12 protein-coding genes are annotated in these 19,109 nt (G+C 54.6%); 2 read left to right on the top strand and 10 right to left on the bottom strand.

Annotated elements, in window-relative coordinates; translation table 11 throughout:
* Positions 1-122 precede the first annotated feature (122 nt).
* The 7 genes from D7M11_RS25535 to D7M11_RS25505 form a co-directional block, all read right to left on the bottom strand.
* Complete coding sequence (locus D7M11_RS25535) at positions 123-1,559, bottom strand: M14 family zinc carboxypeptidase (RefSeq protein ID WP_158606830.1); 1,437 nt, start codon at positions 1,557-1,559, stop codon at positions 123-125.
* Between the two features lie 334 nt (positions 1,560-1,893).
* Positions 1,894-2,508: a hypothetical protein gene (locus D7M11_RS25530; protein ID WP_120750101.1), complete on the bottom strand. Its 615-nt coding sequence runs from the start codon at positions 2,506-2,508 to the stop codon at positions 1,894-1,896.
* A gap of 106 nt (positions 2,509-2,614) precedes the next feature.
* The gene (locus D7M11_RS25525; RefSeq protein WP_158606829.1) at positions 2,615-3,664 is read right to left on the bottom strand and encodes a serine hydrolase domain-containing protein; all 1,050 of its coding nucleotides are present in this window, start codon (positions 3,662-3,664) and stop codon (positions 2,615-2,617) included.
* A 257-nt stretch (positions 3,665-3,921) separates the two neighbouring features.
* Positions 3,922-7,794, bottom strand: coding sequence for an FIMAH domain-containing protein (locus D7M11_RS25520; RefSeq protein WP_120750099.1), 3,873 nt, complete (start codon positions 7,792-7,794; stop codon positions 3,922-3,924).
* Positions 7,795-8,373: 579 nt separating this feature from the next.
* Positions 8,374-10,374, bottom strand: a complete 2,001-nt coding sequence (locus tag D7M11_RS25515) for a carbohydrate-binding domain-containing protein (protein WP_120750098.1) — start codon at positions 10,372-10,374, stop codon at positions 8,374-8,376.
* Positions 10,375-10,395: 21 nt separating this feature from the next.
* Positions 10,396-11,073: a DUF4956 domain-containing protein gene (locus tag D7M11_RS25510; protein ID WP_120750097.1), complete on the bottom strand. Its 678-nt coding sequence runs from the start codon at positions 11,071-11,073 to the stop codon at positions 10,396-10,398.
* On the bottom strand, positions 11,070-11,828 hold the full coding sequence (locus D7M11_RS25505; protein ID WP_120750096.1) for a polyphosphate polymerase domain-containing protein: 759 nt from the start codon (positions 11,826-11,828) through the stop codon (positions 11,070-11,072). The genes D7M11_RS25510 and D7M11_RS25505 overlap by 4 nt, the downstream gene beginning before the upstream one ends.
* A gap of 219 nt (positions 11,829-12,047) precedes the next feature.
* On the opposite strand from D7M11_RS25505, the gene D7M11_RS25500 reads away from it, so the two are divergent.
* Positions 12,048-12,725 carry a response regulator transcription factor gene (locus D7M11_RS25500; RefSeq protein ID WP_120750095.1) on the top strand — a complete coding sequence of 226 codons (678 nt, stop codon included), beginning with the start codon at positions 12,048-12,050 and terminating at the stop codon, positions 12,723-12,725.
* Positions 12,725-13,957 (top strand): sensor histidine kinase, encoded by a 1,233-nt coding sequence (locus tag D7M11_RS25495; RefSeq protein WP_120750094.1) that lies wholly within the window; start codon positions 12,725-12,727, stop codon positions 13,955-13,957. The genes D7M11_RS25500 and D7M11_RS25495 overlap by 1 nt, the downstream gene beginning before the upstream one ends.
* Positions 13,958-14,096: 139 nt before the next feature.
* On the opposite strand, the gene D7M11_RS25490 is transcribed toward D7M11_RS25495, so the two are convergent.
* The 3 genes from D7M11_RS25490 to D7M11_RS25480 form a co-directional block, all read right to left on the bottom strand.
* Positions 14,097-15,431 carry an ABC transporter substrate-binding protein gene (locus tag D7M11_RS25490; protein WP_120750093.1) on the bottom strand — a complete coding sequence of 445 codons (1,335 nt, stop codon included), beginning with the start codon at positions 15,429-15,431 and terminating at the stop codon, positions 14,097-14,099.
* 38 nt (positions 15,432-15,469) lie between these two features.
* On the bottom strand, positions 15,470-17,392 hold the full coding sequence (locus tag D7M11_RS25485; protein WP_205127109.1) for a right-handed parallel beta-helix repeat-containing protein: 1,923 nt from the start codon (positions 17,390-17,392) through the stop codon (positions 15,470-15,472).
* Positions 17,393-17,572: 180 nt separating this feature from the next.
* Entirely contained in the window at positions 17,573-18,973 is a 1,401-nt protein-coding gene (locus tag D7M11_RS25480; protein ID WP_205127108.1) for an extracellular solute-binding protein, read from the bottom strand.
* Between the last annotated feature and the right edge of the window lie 136 nt (positions 18,974-19,109).

The raw sequence follows: 19,109 nt of genomic DNA, 5'->3' as shown, positions 1-19,109 counted from the left end.
CCTCAACCCTTTTTCAGCCATTTCGCCATATCGAACAGCTCAAAAAGCACCCAGGATTGGGTGCTTGATGATACATGCCGGACGACGCGCAAACGGTAGCGCTCGTATAACAGCCGGCGCCGTTATTCTTTTTTGATCCAACTGCTGCCCAGCCAAGTTTTGATCCTAATCCAGTCGTTCCACCGCTCGATCGCCTCTACTTCCTGCGAATGCAGCTCGGCCAGAGGCAGCTTCACATCCGCTTTCGGGGACGCATAGATCGGTGTTTTGTCCGTCAGCTTGACTCGCTGTTCGTAAGGCTCTGTATGTCCGATCAAATAAGCGGACGGTTCCGGACGAATCCACTTCGGACCAAGCCATGTCGAAACCCGGTACCATTGTCCGAGACGAGCGTTTGCTTTCAGCTTGGCGTCTTTCAGCGTGGCCCCAACCGGCGAAGATTCGCTGGGACGATTGTACAGCTGCACTTCCCCCAGAAGCTGAATCTGCTCTTCCATCTGCTCGATCGGATAACGCTCCAGCCACAGGCGGTACCCCTCGGCGGCCAAATACAGCGGGACTTCTTTATTTTCCTCCCATAACTCGCCGAATGTCCAGAGCGGCAGTTCGTTTTCCTCCTGATACGTGCCCAGCTCCGCCGTGAAACCCGGACGTCCGAACTGCATGATGAACCAATCCGTGAAGCCGCCGCCGGAAGGATTTTTCTCCGGTTTGACCTGGCCGTATCCGGTCATCGCGCTGATCGCGTTAGCCAGCCTTTTATCCCGATTCACATGCTCGGACGACGTATTGAAATGCCAGTACAGCACCCGGCCCGACGAATGGTACGAAAAGGCGATTTCCGGGTCGATCTCGTACGTTAACTTCATCATACTAGCCGCTTCCGCTGTCTGCGCCGGCTCCCAGCCTTTAAAGTTTTTGAATTTCGGGTACCCGGGAGAATTGCGAATGTCGGCCCACATGGCCGGGTATTGTCTGTTGATGTCGACCCCTTGGGCATTCGCTTTCCAATGTTTGAAATTGCTGCTGTTTCCATTCATTCCGAGCAGATTCGCATGCCAAAATTCGGGGAATGCCTCCAGCCCTTCCTGCTGAAGTGCAGTGCCGTCCGGGTTGACCATAGGCACAAACCAAATTGTGCAGCGGTCCAGAATATCGCGAACGTTATAGTCTCCATAGTTCACATCATGCTCGTAAGCATAGGCGTATCGGTCGATCAAATACAAAATGAGATTCGTCCCCATCCACTCGCGTGCATGCTGAGCCCCGTCCACAAGTATCGCGGCATCCCCCTTGCCCAGCTTGACCGCCCGGATATCCCGCCCGAAGACGGTTTGGCCGATCGATTGAAGTTCGATTAAGTCCGGATAGGCAGCAGCCAGCCGTTCGAGATCTTGCATCATCAGCGGATACGTGTACATTTGATACGGATCAATGATTGCTTTGTTTGCGACAGCCGAATCCGCGCCCTCCGCCGGGTCCGGGTTCGCGATCGAAACTGCCCCCAGAACGACTGCCAGTACTAGCAGCAGCATTCCGATTTTGCCTTTTGTTCTCAAAACGTTTCTCTCTCCTGTCCGTTTCTGCATGATTCTCTTCGTATGAGAGGCATTTTCAGTTGCGATTCACTATTTTAATAGGTCATCGACAAAATTACCAGTATTTTGTCATAGATTCATAACTTTATAGCCTTGCTTTGTACATGAATTAGGTCATTTGTCACAGTCCGGGTAGATTATATGCAATAAAAAAGCTTTCCTAAACCACCCTATCGGGCGATTTCAAGAAAGCTAGTCTGCTTTAGAATACATGGAAAATCTCCCGTTATTTAGTGCATACGGGGAGGTGATGAGGGTAGTCGATATGCCATTATCCTCGCGGCAGAGCCTTTCCCTAATCTTTCTTTCTTCCATATTGATTAATGCAGCAATAAAGGACCAAAACCCCTGCGGCCGCTACAAGGCCATAACTAAGTGGAACCGCTGCCGAATTCCGGGCGAGGGTAGGCGACTTCGCATCTATTTTACCAGCTTGATAAAATTGATCGTAGACAGAAACGTACGCAGCATTTGAACTGCCAATAACCTCCGCCACTCGTTCTCCCCGGATGATGCCTAAGTTATTCGTATCTGCCACACCGGACAGGCTATTGTCCGGCAGCTTTCGTTGCAGGATCAGCAGTTGACCATATTCGTGAACCGGAAATGTTTGATGCACGGCCAGCCCGCCTTCTGTTTGCCTTAGGATCACGATATCCGAATCCAGATCCCCTTTTAATATTTGTTCGACCTTCACATATATCCGTTTAATCACGTAGGGTCCGGGTTCGTTTTTTTTTGGAGGCAGGTTCTCGAATCTAATAATGTTACCGGTAAATATCACATCAGCATATTCCAGCATCTGATCGGGAGGAAGAATCAATGCCTTTCCATATGAAGGGGGCGTAATCCGGAAAACGAGAAGTAGCCAAAGGCAGCCTATCACGATAACGGTTGCAAAATATCGCATTCGGGTTCCTCCCTTCCCTGCCATGTTGAATTTTATCCTCGTAAGCGGAACGCAATGTTAGATCCTTGTTACAAGTTCCTCCACTTCCCGCAGCACCGTACTCCCCTCAAGTGACGGCGCCCATAATCAGGTTCATCAGCAGCTTGTAGTTCCGCCAGTGTCCGTGAAGCTTCTGGCTGTTCGTGACGACTGCCGCCGCTACGTCATAGGCGGGATCAATCATCAGCATGCAGCCGCTAAAGGCGGGATGCCCTGCCGCTAGCGGCGAGTTCAAATCGCCAAAGCAGCCGTAACGGTCGGCTTCCGTTTTCAGGAACATAACCGGCGTTTTCGCAAATTTGCCGGCTGTTGACTCCCGCAGCATGAAATCGATCGCCGCTTCCGAGAACACGTCCTCCCCGCCGTATCGTCCCTTGGTCAGAAACAGGGAAGCGAACTTGACCAAATCTAGCGCCGTTGAATACAAGCCGGTCCCGCCGCTCGGAGCCCGCTTGTCGAGCCGCATCTCCTCCATCCCGTTGTCCTGAGAACAAGGAAGCACGTATTCTCCTTCCGCATAGTCGGCACTGTCGTAGCTCGTACGATTCATAGCGAGCGGCTCGAACAGCACAGACCTGGCCCAGCCTGCAATCGGCTCCCCGGTGACCCGCTCGATCATATCCATAACGATATCCTGATTATTCGTGTCGTACAGCGCTCTTTCGCCTGGCGCCGCTTCACGCTCCAGCGATGCGTATACGCCTTGCAAATACGCTTTCATTTCTCCGCGCGCCGGACTCGCGCCCGGCAGCTTGTTATGCCCTGCGCTGTGTGACAGCAAATGGCCCAGCGTTACGTCCTCGAACGGATATTCCGTGACATATCTCCGGACAGGATCACCTACCGACCATACGCCCGACTCCATCAGCTTGACGGCCAGCGCGGATGTGACGACTTTCGTGATGGAACCTACATTAAACGCTGTCTCCGGTCCAATCTGACGCCCTTCCCCGGGGCTGAACGTAGGTCGGCCGTGCGCCAGCTGGTAGACAAGCTCGTCGCCTTTAACGACAGCAACACTCATGCATGGTGTCAATCCCTCTTCTACCCGTGCGATAAACGGCTTATCCAGCAATCTGGCATTCCGCTCGCACGCTTCCTGATGAATACGAATCATTACGCGCCATCTCCGTTTCGCATGTACTGTCATGAATCACATCTGTATTGGATGCGCCTTCAAAAATGGAAGGATCGTATCCTAGTACATCTTCAAATCGTCGAACTGAACAAAACGTATATCTTCATTATACAGAAAAACCCAATAGTAGTATGGCGAATGTTCCGAATAAATCCAGTGTTTTGTAAACAGCTATTGCACGCGGAAAAGCCGCCATTCTCTTAAAATGGCGGCTTTCCGGGACACCGTCGCAGCAATCAGGCCTGCGCCCAGCCTTGCAGCAGCGCTCCCGCAGCTGCGTTCAACAGGTCCGCCGCGGTGGCGGACACCAGCTGCTGCGCTCGTACGCTCGGATCGTTCAGATGAGCGACGAAATCTTGTAAATAGGCGATCGCGGTTTGCCGGTTCCCCTGCTCCTCCAGCAAACGAATGATATCCAGTCTGTACTTCAATTCGCCGGCAAAGGTAGACTGAATGTCTCCGGATTGTTGCAGCTGGTTCGTCTGCTCCGCCATCGCAGCGATCGTCATCGGCCGATTCGGTTCATTGTCGATCACCGCGGCTCTGCCTGCGGACTTTACAATGCTCCATTCGCCAGTCGCCGTCAGCTCGGCCGTTGCATAAGGAACAAGCTTCCAAGCCTCTCCTCCGTCAAAAGGATAACCATCGCCTGCCGCATACGTGACGAATCGGGTTTTCCCGCCTTCTGTACGTACATCCAGTACCGGGTACGCCGTCCAGTCCGTCCCTTTACGGATGAGCACATGGCTTCCGATCCAGAGGTTCGCATCCGCCACGATGCCGCTCGCTGTAAAGCCGTCTTGAAAGCTTTGTGCGATCGCTCCTTCCTTCTGCTCGCCTTGCGCGATAGCAATGCCTCGGCCGTCACGCTCAATCCGGCCTTCTCCGGCGAGGAACGCGGAACGCAGAACATCGGCCCCGTTTTGTTCTTCATAAGACAATACGCCTAGTTGGCCGCCGAACGTAACCGTCTGATTCGGGTTACCGCCCTCCCGGAACGTTCGAGGCAGCGACGCCGCTCCCGTTCTCGTACTGAACACCAGATCGTGCCAACCGGCTCCGCTAACGGCAAGCCCGACCGACGCGGAAACATCCGGCGCATATACGCTGTCCGTCGCGGTTAATGCCGTCACCTGCTGGATGCTCGGCGCGGCGGTATACGATTCGAACACCGAAGCAAAGGTGCTTCCTTGCGGCGCTCCGTTCAAACGCCGGACCACATACGGCAATTGAGCGCCGCTATCAGCCGTCCCCCGTTGTCCCCAGCCGCTGCCGATGTATACCGACTCCGCGACTGTCATTGGCACTTGCCACGACTTGATCCATCCGGTTCCGCCGGCATTTTTCCAGCCGACCGTCCACGGCTGGTCGGTTACAGCCGACTTCACATCGGTCAGCCCATATCCGGCAACCGCCGCCGAACCGCCCGGAGACAGCTGAATGTGTTCGGACGTTGCGCCTGACGTTGCCCCATGGAGCATGTAGTCGTGAGTTCCGCCCCCGCGGACGCGGAACAGATCAACCAAATATTCCGGCCGCCGTGCGGTCGCTCCGAGCGAAAGCACGGTGCGGTCGTATACATCCGTTTGTGCGTACGCCCTCGAGCTGGCTTCCGCCGCCTTTACCGGACCCGGAGTTTCGTAGAAGCCGAGACTGCCACCCCGCCCGCTGTCCTTCTGGTTCGCCTTGTCCACGACAACCAGATTATGCGCCGCCGACCGCGAGGTCATCGCCTTATCGGGACTGTCCCACAAATACCCGAGGTCGGATAAAGCTTCTCCGCCGTTCGCCCAATAGCTCAGATCGAGACTGTCCAGATGGCGATGGCCTCCCCAGTCACTGAGATTCAGAATAGCGGAGCTGCCCAGATTACTGCTGCCGCCGCGCAGGTAGGCCAGCTTCCACTGTGGAAACATCACATCCGGCAGCACCAGCGGATCGGCTTGCTCCAATTGATCCGGCCTGTAAAACAGCCCTTCCAGCCCGCTCAGTGTAAACCCGCCGAAGCGCAGCAGGCTGGTCAGGCTGTCCAGCCCGGACCGCTTCGCCCCAAGACCAAGGTAATAACCGGCGGGCGCGCTCGTCATATACGAATCGCCTACCACCGGATATTTCATCGAGGGCAGCAGCGCATCGCCCAGCGTTTTGTACACCATCCGGTAATCGGTACGGTTATAGACGGTAAAGTTGTCGATTCGAGAAGTGCCCGCCGGCGGCGTATACGACGGCGGATCGGAATAACCCTCCAAAATTTCGCCGAGCCGCCACAAATATCCGACGACCTGCAAACCGTACGCCGGCGTTTCGGCCGGAGATCCATCGGCTTTATACCACTGGCTCATCAGCTGATTGAAACCATGAAGACCGAACCGGACCAGCTTCGGTTCGTCGACGGCCACGCCGATGGCCGCGGCAGCGGTACGATTGGAGATCGATTTGTTGTTGATCGACGAGTCGGCCAGAAACAGCGCCGCCGATTCCAGCAGCAGATCGCGCTCGATGACGAGCCGGTCGCCGCTATTCAGCAGCGGAGCCTGCTGATCCTGCACATTTTGCAGCAAATCGTAGGCGGTGACGAGCGGCAGAATGAACGAGCCTTCCAGCCCGTCCGCATTGCCGCGCCCGGCCATCCAGTATCCGGCGTACAGCCCCCGGTTCGGCGTGTTCGGCGGAGCCGTCAGCTCCGGCTTCGGCAGCTTGTCGATGGAAAACGCCGCCGTTTTCGGGTCCATATCGGCAAACTCGCCATAGCCCGAATGCAGCAGCCAGTGCGGATACACGGCGGCAAAACGCAGCAAAATGCTTTTCGCCTGCCGGGCGTACGCCGCCTCGCCGGTCAGCTTGTACAAGATCGCCATCTTGTTTGCTATGTTGGCCATGTACAGCACTTTTTTGGCGCGAATATAGGAAGTGAAGCTTGGGCGCAGCGGAAATCCGTTATAGTCGTAAACCTCGCGGTTGTAGTAAGTAATACGCTGCTCTACCCCGCCCCAATTTGCAATCATAACCCCTTCCTCGGGATATTGTTCGTTCGGGAACGCCATGCCGCCGCAATACATCACATCCGGATTGCTTGGGCTCCATTGCCAGCTTCCGTGCGGGAAGCCGTTAGCAGGAGCGTTCGGACAAGGAGTGAACAAATTGGCGTTCGGCGTCGTTACGGGAATCATATTTTCGATCGCAGCGGCATCGTACCCCATCGCCAGCGCTGCTTCGTTACGCAGCGACTGGATCTGCTGGTCCGAGAAAGCGCGAAACTCGGCCGACGTCTGCACTTTCTGGAAATAGTCGTTCCAGTCCGCTTCCTTGTACAGCACGCGCGGTACGGATGCCGCGCCCCGTTCGGCGGGAGCTTTCCAGTTCGGAAACAGGTCCGCGAATTCGACCGGCGGTTTCGGCTGAGCCGACGGCGACATCAGCACCTGCCAGCGTTCCGGATCGATACCGCTGCCGAACGTCTCCTCCAGCTTAAGCGTTTCATCCGCAAAAACGGTTATGTTATCCATGTATACATTCCCCGATGTCCCGACATCCGAATAATCGTTAGCCAGGAACGGATTTGTGTAGACCGAGGTGCTGCCGAACCCTTTACCTACAAGTAAATACGGTGGAGGACCGGAAGCCGGAGCCGGAGTGGTTTTTAGCAAGACGGGATCGGTTCCTTTCAAACCGCCCCAGAGCTGGACGGTTCCGTTCTCCCAAACGATTCGCACACGATATGTTTGCCCGAGCGGAGCGGTTCCCGTATAACCTCCCGGAAGCAGGTTGAACTTGCCGTTGCTGGAAATGCCGATGGAGACATACTTGGCCGTATCCCAGTACAGAGACAGGGCCGGTGCCCACGAACTCCCTGCGTTGCTGATCGGCTGAATGTCCGCCTCCGCTATGACTCGTCCAGGTACCGACGGCCATGCAAGCGGAGTAACGAGAAGATCGTAGGCGTTAACAGGACCGGAGAAAAAAAGTTTTCCTTGATCCAAATGCTCGAACGGATCCATCAAAGCTGCGCTCACATCCTTTGGCTGCGCCGCGTTCCAGCCCGTCCAGACAGACAGCGTCAAGACCAGGCTGAGCAGGAAGCTGACGGCGCGTTTCATATGCTTTTTCATTACAAACACCTCCCTAATTTATGGAGCCAAATAGGGGTCATCGAGATATTAGCTCATGCTGCTAATGCAGGTTCATCCCTCCTTTCGCAAACGCTTACATTACATATTATATATAGAATAATATGGAAGAGAATACAATACCCCTTTTAATATAGACATGTTATAGACATGAATCATACAGGTTTTAAACAATTAATACCTTCTATTCTTCCCATCCCTCCCTTGTTAGGGATATGAGGAGTGAGAAACGGAAGCGAAAGTTCCGCTATAACCCGCGGAGCGCCACAATCCAGAGCAATAACGGAAGCAAAGTTCCGTTATGATCGCATTTTCGCCCGAGCAGAGCCGAATAAACAGGCGTTAACGGAAGCAGCGCTTCCTCTATTCGGGCCTTGGACGCGCGCGATGCTGTCTTAGCGGAACTTCCAGTTCCGCTAACTAACGCCATGTCACCGTCGCTGCAAAATAAGAAGCAGCTCCACGCCCGTTACCGGGTCGGGAACTGCTTCTCTCGTTAGGTGTTGCTATGCTCAAGCGATTCTACTTGATCCATGCCGCGGGCTCAGCTCAGCATCAGCCTCATCTTCTGCCTTGCCCGAAGCCGCCACCCGGTCCGCGACCACCGCCTCCGGGTCCACCGCCGCTGTTGACCGTTGTGACGCCGGATTGGTTGACGTAGGTCACCTTGTCGCCCAGCGTAAAGGTAACAAGCTTGGTGCTGCCGCTTGTCGAACCGCCTTCATACAGCCCATTCTTCGCCGTACCGGTAGACTTGCCGCCTGTGGAAATCGTGTAGGTCTCTCCCGCTTTCAGCTCTGGCGAGGAGACGACCACGCTGCGGAACGTCTTCGCGGGAGCAAAGGTTGCAAGCGCCGTACCGGAGCTGTCCGTCAAAGTAACGAGGGTGCCCGCCGCAAGCGAGCTCGGGAACGTCATCAGCACGGCCCGCTGTGTTGAATCCTCGGACGGAGCCTGAGCCATTCCTGCGCTGCCCGCCGCGATCAGGAATCCGCCCGATTGCTTAAACGTGCCGTCGTAATCGAGAGCGCCATTGCCGTCAGTCGTCGGTCCGTTCACAATGACGGTGCCGCCGGACATCACGATGGAACCGTTGGAATCGAGCCCGTCTCCCGCCGCATCGACATAAACCGTCCCGCCGCTAATCGTAAGCAAGCCGCTTGTGGCGCTGAACCTGTCTCCGCTCTTGCCGGAGCCAGCCGATGCGGAGCTGTCGTTTCCCCCGCTGACATTAATGCCGTCATCGCTGGAAGCCAAGCGAATGTCGCCGCCCGCAATCGTAATATTCGTGCTTTCGATGCCCTCATAGCTTTTGACGATCTCGATCGTTCCTCCCGATATCGTGATGGACGCATCGGCATGGATGGCGTCGTCGCCTGACGACAGATTGAATTGCCCGCCAGCCAAAACAATACCCGCGTTGCTGTGGATGGCGTCATCCGCCGCGTCGATCCGGAACTGGCCGTCCGCGAAGGCGATATCGGCCGTCGCTTTCAGCGCCTTGGCGCTCGGCGTTTCCGCAGCCGATGCCTGCGTCGCCGCCGCGCCACCGCGATTCTGATCTTGCGGCGGTCTGCCGAAGCCGCCCCCGCCCGGCATTTGCTCCTGGTGCGTTTTCGTGGAAGCGCCGCTGCCCCCGCCGGAGACGATCTCGAAATCGCCGCCTCCGATTAGAGCGGAAGAAGCCGCCTGAATGCCGTCGTTTACGGATTCAATCCGGAACGTCCCGCCGGCGATAACCACTCGGCCATTATCCGTCTCGGTATCGTTCGTTGTTTTGATACCGTCGCCTCCCGCCTTTATCGCGATCGAACCGCCTTTCACGGCGAACAAATCGCGTCCGATCATGCCGTCGTCGGCAGCCTGAACGTCTATCGTACCGCTCATGATTTTCAGATCGTCTTTGCTCGTAATGCCATCGTTAGCGTTCCCGCGAACACTCAGTTTTCCGGCTCCGTTGATTGTCAGATCGCCTTTGCTGAACAGCGCCGCGGTCGGGGCATCTTCGGACGTATCCGCATAAACCTTGCCGTCGGATAACAGGTTGTCGGTGCCGTCCTGCAAAGTGACGATCGTTTTATCGGCCTTTTTCACGTATAGGGCAGGACCGTCGTCCTTGGTGATCTGAACGCCGTTAAGCACCAGATGCACGACCGCATCCTTCGGCACGTCGATCATAATTTGCCCGTTCGACGCCGTTCCGCTTACGACATAAGTGCCGGCGCTGACAATCTTCACTACGCCGCCCTCGACCGACGCACCCGAGCCGTTGATACTCGCGCCTTCGGCTTTCAGCACGATCGAAGTCGAGCTGCCCGCGTCCCAAGCGGTCAACGCATCATTCTCCTTGAAGCCTGCCAGCTCGGCCGCATTCATATTCGCCTGCTTCACTTCTGCGGCTGCATGGGTCCCCTCCGCTTTAACTGCTGAAGCGGCGTCCGAAGATCCGGCCGCAGATGCGCCCCCCAAGGCGGATGTATCTCCATTTGAGCTGCACCCCGCAGCCAACAAGGCGCTTACGAGCATATAGGTGATCGCTTTTGCTTTGTACGTATGTTTCATCGCGTCTTTCCCCCCGTTTCCTTAGTATTCCTGCACGGCAGGATTCATCGTTAATGTAATATCGAGATTGCCGTTCCGCGTACGTACCGCGTCCAGCAATTCCTTCTGGTTGGTTTGCGGGCCCAGCTTCACGGCGTATATGATCTCGTACAAACTTCCCAGCTCCGTCGTACGCACCTTTTTCAGCTCGTAATCGATCTTGAACTTGCGGAAAACGTCAGCGAACGCCTCCTCGTAACCGAGGTTTTCCGGAACCGTTATTTTCAGCATCTTCATCGATTCCTTGCTCGCCCCGAACTTGATCGTCTTCAGAACGAGCATCAGCACACACAAGATTACGGTAAACAGCACTGCATATCCGTAAGCGCCGACGCCGCAGCCGAGACCCGCCGCCATTGCGAACAGAACGTACGAGATATCCTTCGAATCGCCAGGAGCGCTGCGGAACCGGATAATCGAAAACGCGCCGGCGAGACTGAACGCACGGGCGATGTTGCTGCCGATCAGCAGAATAATGATGGCGACAATCGTCGGCAGTACCATCATCGTGAGCGTGAAGCTTTGGGAGTAGGCCGGTTGCGTCTTCATGTAGGTCAGACTGATCACTCCGCCCAGTACAATGGACACCACGAAAGCGAGCAAGGCGTTAGTAACCGTTAATTCGGTAACGGCCGTTGAAGCGAAGATGGATTCGATCATAGCAGGATTCTCTCCCTTACCGGTTTCTCATCGCAAAGCGTACGTTTTGCTGCGATATTTTTCTTGTACTCATTGCCGTATTTGGAAAAGCTCGTTCGGTACAGCCGATACTCGGACAACAAGCCTGCCAGCCATACCGGAATCGTCTTCTCCGCTTTCACTTCCATCAGCCACTGGCCTCTTTCCGTGAGCGGATCGCCATAGTCGCCGCATTCCAGCCCCAGGTCGTACCGGCGCGACCGGATATTCGTGTCGAACGTTATCCGCAAATCCCGGTTCCCCCGGCAAAACATCGCGATCCGGTCATAGGCGATATACACCTCCGGTTTCAGCTCGTATCTCGACAGGAAATACTCGATCTCCCGCACGACCTGACCGTTCATCCCTTCCCGGTACGCCGGCGCCTGTCCGCTGCGGACAAATTCGTACGCTTCGCCGAGCCGAAGCGCCGTCCGCCGCTTATTGACCAGGCCGAACACCTTCTTCTTTAGCTCCAGATACACCTTGGCATCCGGAACGGGTACGCCATAGGCACGGATTCGCAGCTTCTCCCTGTATTTCGGCTTCGCCAGACTATTCCGCACCAGCGTATGCGTTTCGGTATCGCAGTACAGATTGCTGATGGAATAAAACTTGTCGTCTTTGTTGTAAGCGTCCAGCTCCATGTAGGCCATCAGCCGATTATAGATTTCGTAGAACGTTTTCGTATCCATTACATATTTGTTCTCGTATCGATTGAACACCTCAATCGCCATATGCAGCGCTCCTTCCCTTACCCGGCGACCGTTTCGCCCTTCCTGTTTGTAGCTTAGGGCGCGAACCTTTAACGAATCTTAAATCGTTAAGGAAATGTAAATTTTTTCTCGAACGTCGCCAGGAATGCTACTATATAGAAAGCCCCGGCAATTAAGGTTGATTAAAGCTTCGAAGCTTACCATACTAGCAAGACGACGATACAGAAGGGGTTAACAGCCATGAGAATATTGATCGTAGAGGACGAGGTGAATTTGGCGGAGGCGCTCTCGCACCTATTGAGGAAACACCATTATTCCGTCGACGCCGTTCATGACGGGCAGGCCGGTCTGGACAACGCGTTTAGCGGAATTTACGACTTGCTGCTGCTCGATATTATGCTTCCGGGTCTGGATGGGGTATCCATATTGAAAACGATCCGCGCCCAAGGCCTTCCGACGCCGGTTATTATGCTGACGGCCAAAGGTGAAATTCCCGACAAAATTGCCGGTCTCGACCACGGTGCGGACGATTATGTCGCCAAACCGTTCAATACCGATGAGCTGCTCGCACGCATCCGGGCGGCGCTTCGGCGCAAGGGCGAGGTTATGCCGGAGGACGGGCTGCGGTTCGGTGATATCGAGCTGAATACGGCGAATCTCAAGCTTACTTGCAAAGGCAAGGAGCTGAAGCTGATTCTGAAGGAGTGCGAGCTGCTGGAGCTTTTAATGATGAGGAAACAGGCGGTAACGTCCAAGGAGCAAATGATCGAGAAGCTATGGGGCTTCGATTCGGAGGCGGAGCATAATAATGTGGAAGTGTATATCTCGTTTCTGCGGAAAAAGCTCGCCTTCCTCCATTCCTCGGTGCGTATCAACACGCTTCGAGGCGTAGGCTATGTATTGGAGGCGTCCACCTGATGTTCAACAAGCTGCGCAACCGGTTCTTGCTGATGAACATGGTCATCATCTCGGTTATTATGCTTGTCGCTTTCGCAACGATCTATGTGATTACGTATCGGAACGTCTCGAAGGACATCGGGATGGACTTGAAACGCGTGGCGGATGCGGAGCGTAAGCTGGGGGGCGGTCCGGGCCGTCCCCCGCACGGCAAGGACATGCCGGAGCCCGGAGAGCGGTCGGTGTTCTTCACGCTGCAGACGGACAACCAGTGGAAGGTTACAGAGGCGAAATCCCCCTTCGACTTCGACAGCGAGTTTTATGCGGCCGCCGCCAAAAAGGCGGAGGCGCATCCTGCCGAGTTTCGCCAGTTCACGCTGGACGGGACTCGCTGGGCCTACAGCGTGATGCAGATAACGTCAGGTTATTCGATCGTTTATATCGACGTCACCGCCCAGACGACCATTTTGATCCATCTGGTTTATACGTTCTCCGCTGTCGCGCTGGTCATGCTTGGGGTGATCTACCTGACCAGCCGTTATTTTGCCGACCGTTCCATCGCTCCCGTCAAGCTGGCCTTCGATAAGCAAAAACGGTTCATCGCCGACGCTTCGCACGAATTAAAAACGCCGCTAGCCGTTATTAACACGAACGCGGACGTCCTGCTCGCGAACGAGGATTCGACCATTCGCGAACAAGTCAAGTGGCTGCACCATATTAAAAAGGAGACGGAGCGCATGAAGACGCTCACGAACGAGCTGCTGTATCTCACCGAAATGGACGATGCACGGGCGCGTACGATGCACATTCCATTCGATATAAGCGAAGCTGTCGAGAGCGTAATTCTCACAATGGAAGCGGTCATTTTCGAAAAAGATCTCGCGCTGAACTATGACATCGAACCGTCGCTTACCGTCACCGGCAGCAGCGAGCAGCTGAAACAAGTCGCTATGATCCTGCTCGACAATGCGATCAAATATGCGGGTCCGAAAGGCTCGATCGGACTGGAGTTGAAGCGGCATCAAGGCCATGTGCTGCTGGCCGTGACCAATACAGGCCCGGGCATTCCGCCCGAGCACCTGGACAAAATTTTCGACCGCTTCTATCGCGCCGATCCTTCGCGTTCGCGGCAAAACGGCGGCTACGGCCTCGGTCTCGCCATCGCCAAGTCGATCATCGAGCAGCACCGCGGCAAAATTTATGCAAAAAGCGTGCCGAATGATCACACGGCGTTTTACGTACAGCTTGGCTAGTGCTTATCTTCAATCATTCAAGCAGACCGCCTCAGCTTAACCGTTTCGGATGCATCGCGAGTCTTGGCTTAGCTATCCAAACTTACAGGGCCGGGGGCAAGCTCCCGGCCCGATCCATGGCGTTATCTCGGCGAAACCTTTACTTCTGCTTCTCGTCGATCGCTTTCTTCGCTTTCTCCTCGGCAGCGCGCAGCGCGCTGTTAATATCCGCTGTTCCGTTTAACACGTTCGTACCGGCCCCGATCATTTCGACGAGAGCGATCCGGTTGAACCGATTCGTATACGGCAGATCGGCCATTTTGTGCTTGTATACGGCCGCCGTGTTACGGCCTTTCAGAATAGGCAGCTCCGAGCCGAACGCCTGCTCCACTTCTTTATCGAGCAGCACAGGCATTTTGCCGTTTGCCGACAATTTCTTCTGAACTTCCTTCGACCCCATCAAGTGCGAGATCGCCGCGAAAGCCTGCTCTTTATTTTTGCTGGACTTGGAAACCATGAAGTATAACGGTTTGTTCGCACCGGCGATGCCGGGTTTTTCCTTGGACTGCGGCAGCGCAGCCACATCCCAATTGATCTTCTGTCCCTTCTGCTCCGCTCCGTCCAGCAGATTGACCATAATATTGAAGCTTTGCATCAAGGAGGCCAGGGTCTGCTTCTGATAAAAATCCTCGTTCGTTTGCTTCGTATTGCCCGGTATGCTGTTGATCTCCTGCAGCAAGGCGAGCGATTTTTTCCACTCGTCGGTTTGGAACGACACTTTACCCGTTTTCGAGTCGAACAGCGACAGTCCCCACTGGCTGCCGGTCATCAGCAGATTGATCGTGCGAAAAGCCGAATACTGGACTCCGCCGTCCTGCCGCGACAGCCGCTTGAACATCGTCATGGCGTCGTCCCAGGTCATATCGTCCGTCGGATACGGAACGCCGAATTTATTGAACAAATCTTTATTGTAGAACCATATCATCCGATCCGAATATAGCGGAAGCGCCAGCAGCTGTCCGTTGCTTCCTATCGACCGCGCTCCCTCAAGCACCTGGGGACTGATTTGCTTCAGATCGACGGAGAAGCTGCGCACATACTCGTTCAGATCCGCCGGAAAGTCGTAATCGAGCAGTCCCGCCAGATTCGGATGATCCGTAAACACAATATCTGGAGTGTTCCCCGCCGCCATCAAATTTTCCAGCGTGTTTGCCGTTCCTTTCGTAAAATCCACATACTCCAGCGTAATGAACGGGTATTTTTTGCGCACCGGCTCGGCGATAAACATGTCGAACTCCGCCTGCTGAAAGGCGGTATTCCAGTTGTTCACCCTTAGTGTAACCGGTTTCGTATCGAGTTGCTTCGGCTCCCCCGTCTTAGCCGCAGCCGGCGGTTCGGTCGGACCGGCGCCATCCCCGCTCCTTCCCGAGCAGCTCGCCAGTATCAGGCCGCTCATCAGCAGCACAGTGCTTTTCCATAACAGCTTCGATTTCATGTTTCGACCCTCTTTCTTTATAATACGTTCTTTTTGCCCTATAAGGAGCTAAACGTTTGGAAGACCGGATTGACGCCGCCATACGTTCCAGCCGCCGTGCAGACCCAGCCGATGAAACCGGTCGAGCCCGGATGAACGCACATGATTTTATCGCCTTCACGCCACGTCCCTGCCGTTGGCAAGCTATCCGAGTACCATATTTTGACCCCGTTCTCGATTGCGGATATCGGCGCCGTTCCATATAAAAGATCCGCCCCTGTATGATTGTACGCCTGGTTATGCGCCAGCTCGACATTCGTGACGGTATCGAGCACACGTATGCCGTTCGGCTGCGTCCTGGCCGCCCCCGCCCTCGTATCGCAGCACAAATTGTTCGCGATCGTAAGCCGATCGCTGCTGCCGGAGGCGAGAATGCCGATCATTTTGTTATCTATGCATTCATTGCCGCTGACGATCGCCCGCTGGCAGTGGGTCATACTGATTCCGTAGTAATTCGTGCCGCTGACGACATTGCCTTGAATGAGGAGATCGTTCGACGCGTAACATTCGATGCCGGAGCCGTTCACGTTCTGCAGCTCATTGTTTACAAACTTCATCCGTCCGCCATTCGAGGACGTATAGATGCCGGAGCCGATCGTCACTTTGTTCGATACGAACACATTTCCGATGACTGAACATTCCGACGCTTTACTCGAGATGTCTGCTCCTCTCCCGTAATAATTCTCGAACTGGTTGCCGATCACCGTAATACGCTTGCCGTTTATCCGGATGGCGTATTGGGTCCCGAGATTCGGTTCCCTTTTGAAATTGCGAACGATGTTGTTCGCGAATACAACATGCGAGGTGACGACATCTCCGCCGTTGTTCGGCTTTTCGTGCGTTTCCGCCTTAAACGCGGCATAACCGGTTCTCTCCCCGACATTGTTGGCCACTACGATGTTATAACAGCCTCCCGACACGTCCACACACATGCCCGATCCGAAACCGTTCGCAAGTATAGGCTTCATCCCCAGATCATAAAACGTGCAGCCTGTCACGATGCTATCGACCCATTCGTTCATTCCCACGCCGTGATTGCCGGTTTGTTTGAAGTGGCAATTCTCGATCCGAATCTGGCTGCTGATATAATGCGGGTATGCATGCGCAAAGCTGCCATAGCTCTGAATCGCGCTGTTGAACGAGCCCCTGAAGTAGCATTCAGTGAACGTAATATTGTCGACTTCCCGGTCCGCAGGCGGGGTAAAGTAGAAAATATGATGGGCGTTCAGCGAAACTTCCGGGTCGGACAACCAATTGGCGTCGGCGTTCCCGTCGAACTTGATCCCCCGTACGGTGACACGTTTGGCGGTCGTTAATCGGAATGGATAAAACCAGGTGATGGTGCCGTTGTTGACTGCCTTGATCACGGTCCCATTGCCCGCCCCATGCAGCGTTATGCCGGAATGCTCGGCAGTCAGCAGAACGGAAGCCCTTGTCACGCTATCGTCAGCCGATACGATATAGGTGCCTTCCGGAAAATAAACCGAGCCGCCGCGTGCCGCATCGACGGCCAGCCGGATGGAGGCCGTATCGTCCGTCAACCCGTCCCCTTTGGCGCCGAACCATCTCACATTCAACGCCCCATCATAAATACGCTTGAATCTGGCGCCGACGGAGGGCGATACGAGAACGGTGCCGGAATTATCCGCTGCCGATGTATCGGCCGGATCGTACAGGAAGATGCCTTCCCGGCCTGCATTTTTGACAAAATACGGACGGTTAACATCCGGATTCGCCTCACTTCTAAGCAATTCGATCGTCGTTGTGACGCAGCAAGCTTTTCCCCCTTTACCGTATACGGAATCGGTTACCGTAGGGCCCTTTCCGTTGGAGGCGCTAACCAGTCCGGAGTTCAACAAGAATCCCGAGGCGGCCGCCATCCCCCCGAAGCCTGCCGTCGCAAGCAGCACCCTGCGGCTCATTTTCCCGGGTGGAACCGCTGCCTTTGGATCATGTCCGTTAACTGTTTCTTTGCACTCTTCCATTTCCATTCGTTTTCATCACCTTTACCAGGATCTTTCCAAAGCAATGGGTGTATCTTTATCGAATGTTTGTCTGAATGGGGTCATCTTCAAGCCCCTCTAGGAAGGGAAGCCGCCCTGTCAATCTGGACCTTGCTGCGGAAACCGATCTTCGCGAATATGCTGGAACATCCGGTCGCACAATACATCCTCGCCGATCAGATTGGCCCAATATTCCTTTAGTAGATACACTAGCTTGAGACGAAGAGCATCCGAGAATTGCAAGTCTTTGTGAGTGCGGAACGTAAACAGGATCTCCCGAAACAAACCGTAACGCCCCGGCTTCTTCACTGTACTCGCTACGGGGTTTTCCCATAAGGGCCGATAGCTAGGAATGGTAAACGTACTGACCTGAATCAGCTCCTGCGCATGCCGGGATGCCAAATACCGCAAAAAAAGATGAGCTTCTTCCTTATGCAAGGAACGCTTGCTAATACAGGCGCCGATCGAGACAAGCAGTGTGGCGGGATCATGCTGCGTGGGGACAGGCGATATGTCGTAGTCCAGATCGGCGTTAATAAAATCGTTCATGTGCGCGTAGTTGGTCAAAATTATCGATAATTTGCCGTCCAAAAACAGCTTCGTAATTTCTCTGTCGTTCTCCGACAAAAAGAGCGGCGACATCGCCCGGTTATGAAGAATGTCCTTGCAAATCTGCATGTTCTGTTTAAGCTTGCGCCGAAGCGATTCGTTCTCCCACGGTGCCTCCCATTCGTCCCTACGGCCGCTTTGAAGCATAAAGATCGGCCAGCGGTTCTCCGATATAGCATGAAAACCGAAGCCGTAGCGGCCTCCTCTGTCCGACAAGGCCGTAGCGTGGATCGCCAGCTCGTCCCAGCTCCAGCTTCCGTCCGGCTCCGGAACGCCAGACTCGGCAAAATGGGCTTTGTTGTAACACAACACGATGGGAGCTGCACCTAGCGGCTGTACGAGCAGCTTCCCCTCCTGGCGAAACGGCTCCAGCAGAAACGGATGGGTTCCTTCCGGTTCCGGCAGCTCTTCGAGCTGAACCGCCAGCCCTTGCCTGACGATCTCCAGAAACTGGTACACGTTGGCGCTAAGTAAATCGAGCGGCTCGCCATCCCCGATTAATTCCGGAATAACACTGGTGTATGGGACTACTTCAACGTGAATGTGCGGATGCAGAAGATGAAACGCGTCGATCAGGTCCCTCATCCTTAAGTCGCGCATAATCGTCTGGCTGCATCCGAAGCGAATGACAACCCGGGGCCGCGGCGGAACGATCTGGTTGCCGACACGCGGGATTTTACGGATGTATCCCTCCTTTTCCAGTACTTCCAGCCCTTTGCGAAGCGACTTGTTGCTGAGCGAGAACCGTTTCGACAACTCGATCTCGGAAGGCAAATAAGACTCGGGCGGGTATACGCCTTCCGTGATTTCTTGCCGGAGAGTCGTCACCAATACGTTCAGCTGTTCCTGATGCTGTTGTTTGGAAGGTCTGTTTTTGTGAATGGGCCACACCTCTTCTGATGTATATAAATTTAATTTTATATACATCAATGTAAAATTTACCAAATAAAACTACCCGTTTTCATCATATTATCTTATGTAATCGTTGTCAATTGCTATTTATATACATCAATAGGTGATTATTCGA

It is taken from the genome of Paenibacillus ginsengarvi (assembly GCF_003626695.1).
Lineage (GTDB): Bacteria > Bacillota > Bacilli > Paenibacillales > NBRC-103111 > Paenibacillus_AB > Paenibacillus_AB ginsengarvi.
Note: the sequence above shows the minus strand (reverse complement) of the source record. Positions and strands in the feature narration are given on the sequence as shown.

What these genes read in the sequence shown, in the direction of transcription:
- D7M11_RS25530 (WP_120750101.1), bottom strand. Translation starts at nt 2,508, where the DNA reads ATGCGATATTTTGCAACCGTTATCGTGATAGGCTGCCTTTGGCTACTT.
- D7M11_RS25525 (WP_158606829.1), bottom strand. Translation starts at nt 3,664, where the DNA reads ATGATTCGTATTCATCAGGAAGCGTGCGAGCGGAATGCCAGATTGCTG.
- D7M11_RS25520 (WP_120750099.1), bottom strand. Translation starts at nt 7,794, where the DNA reads ATGAAAAAGCATATGAAACGCGCCGTCAGCTTCCTGCTCAGCCTGGTC.
- D7M11_RS25515 (WP_120750098.1), bottom strand. Translation starts at nt 10,374, where the DNA reads ATGAAACATACGTACAAAGCAAAAGCGATCACCTATATGCTCGTAAGC.
- D7M11_RS25510 (WP_120750097.1), bottom strand. Translation starts at nt 11,073, where the DNA reads ATGATCGAATCCATCTTCGCTTCAACGGCCGTTACCGAATTAACGGTT.
- D7M11_RS25505 (WP_120750096.1), bottom strand. Translation starts at nt 11,828, where the DNA reads ATGGCGATTGAGGTGTTCAATCGATACGAGAACAAATATGTAATGGAT.
- D7M11_RS25500 (WP_120750095.1), top strand. Translation starts at nt 12,048, where the DNA reads ATGAGAATATTGATCGTAGAGGACGAGGTGAATTTGGCGGAGGCGCTC.
- D7M11_RS25495 (WP_120750094.1), top strand. Translation starts at nt 12,725, where the DNA reads ATGTTCAACAAGCTGCGCAACCGGTTCTTGCTGATGAACATGGTCATC.
- D7M11_RS25490 (WP_120750093.1), bottom strand. Translation starts at nt 15,431, where the DNA reads ATGAAATCGAAGCTGTTATGGAAAAGCACTGTGCTGCTGATGAGCGGC.
- D7M11_RS25485 (WP_205127109.1), bottom strand. Translation starts at nt 17,392, where the DNA reads ATGAGCCGCAGGGTGCTGCTTGCGACGGCAGGCTTCGGGGGGATGGCG.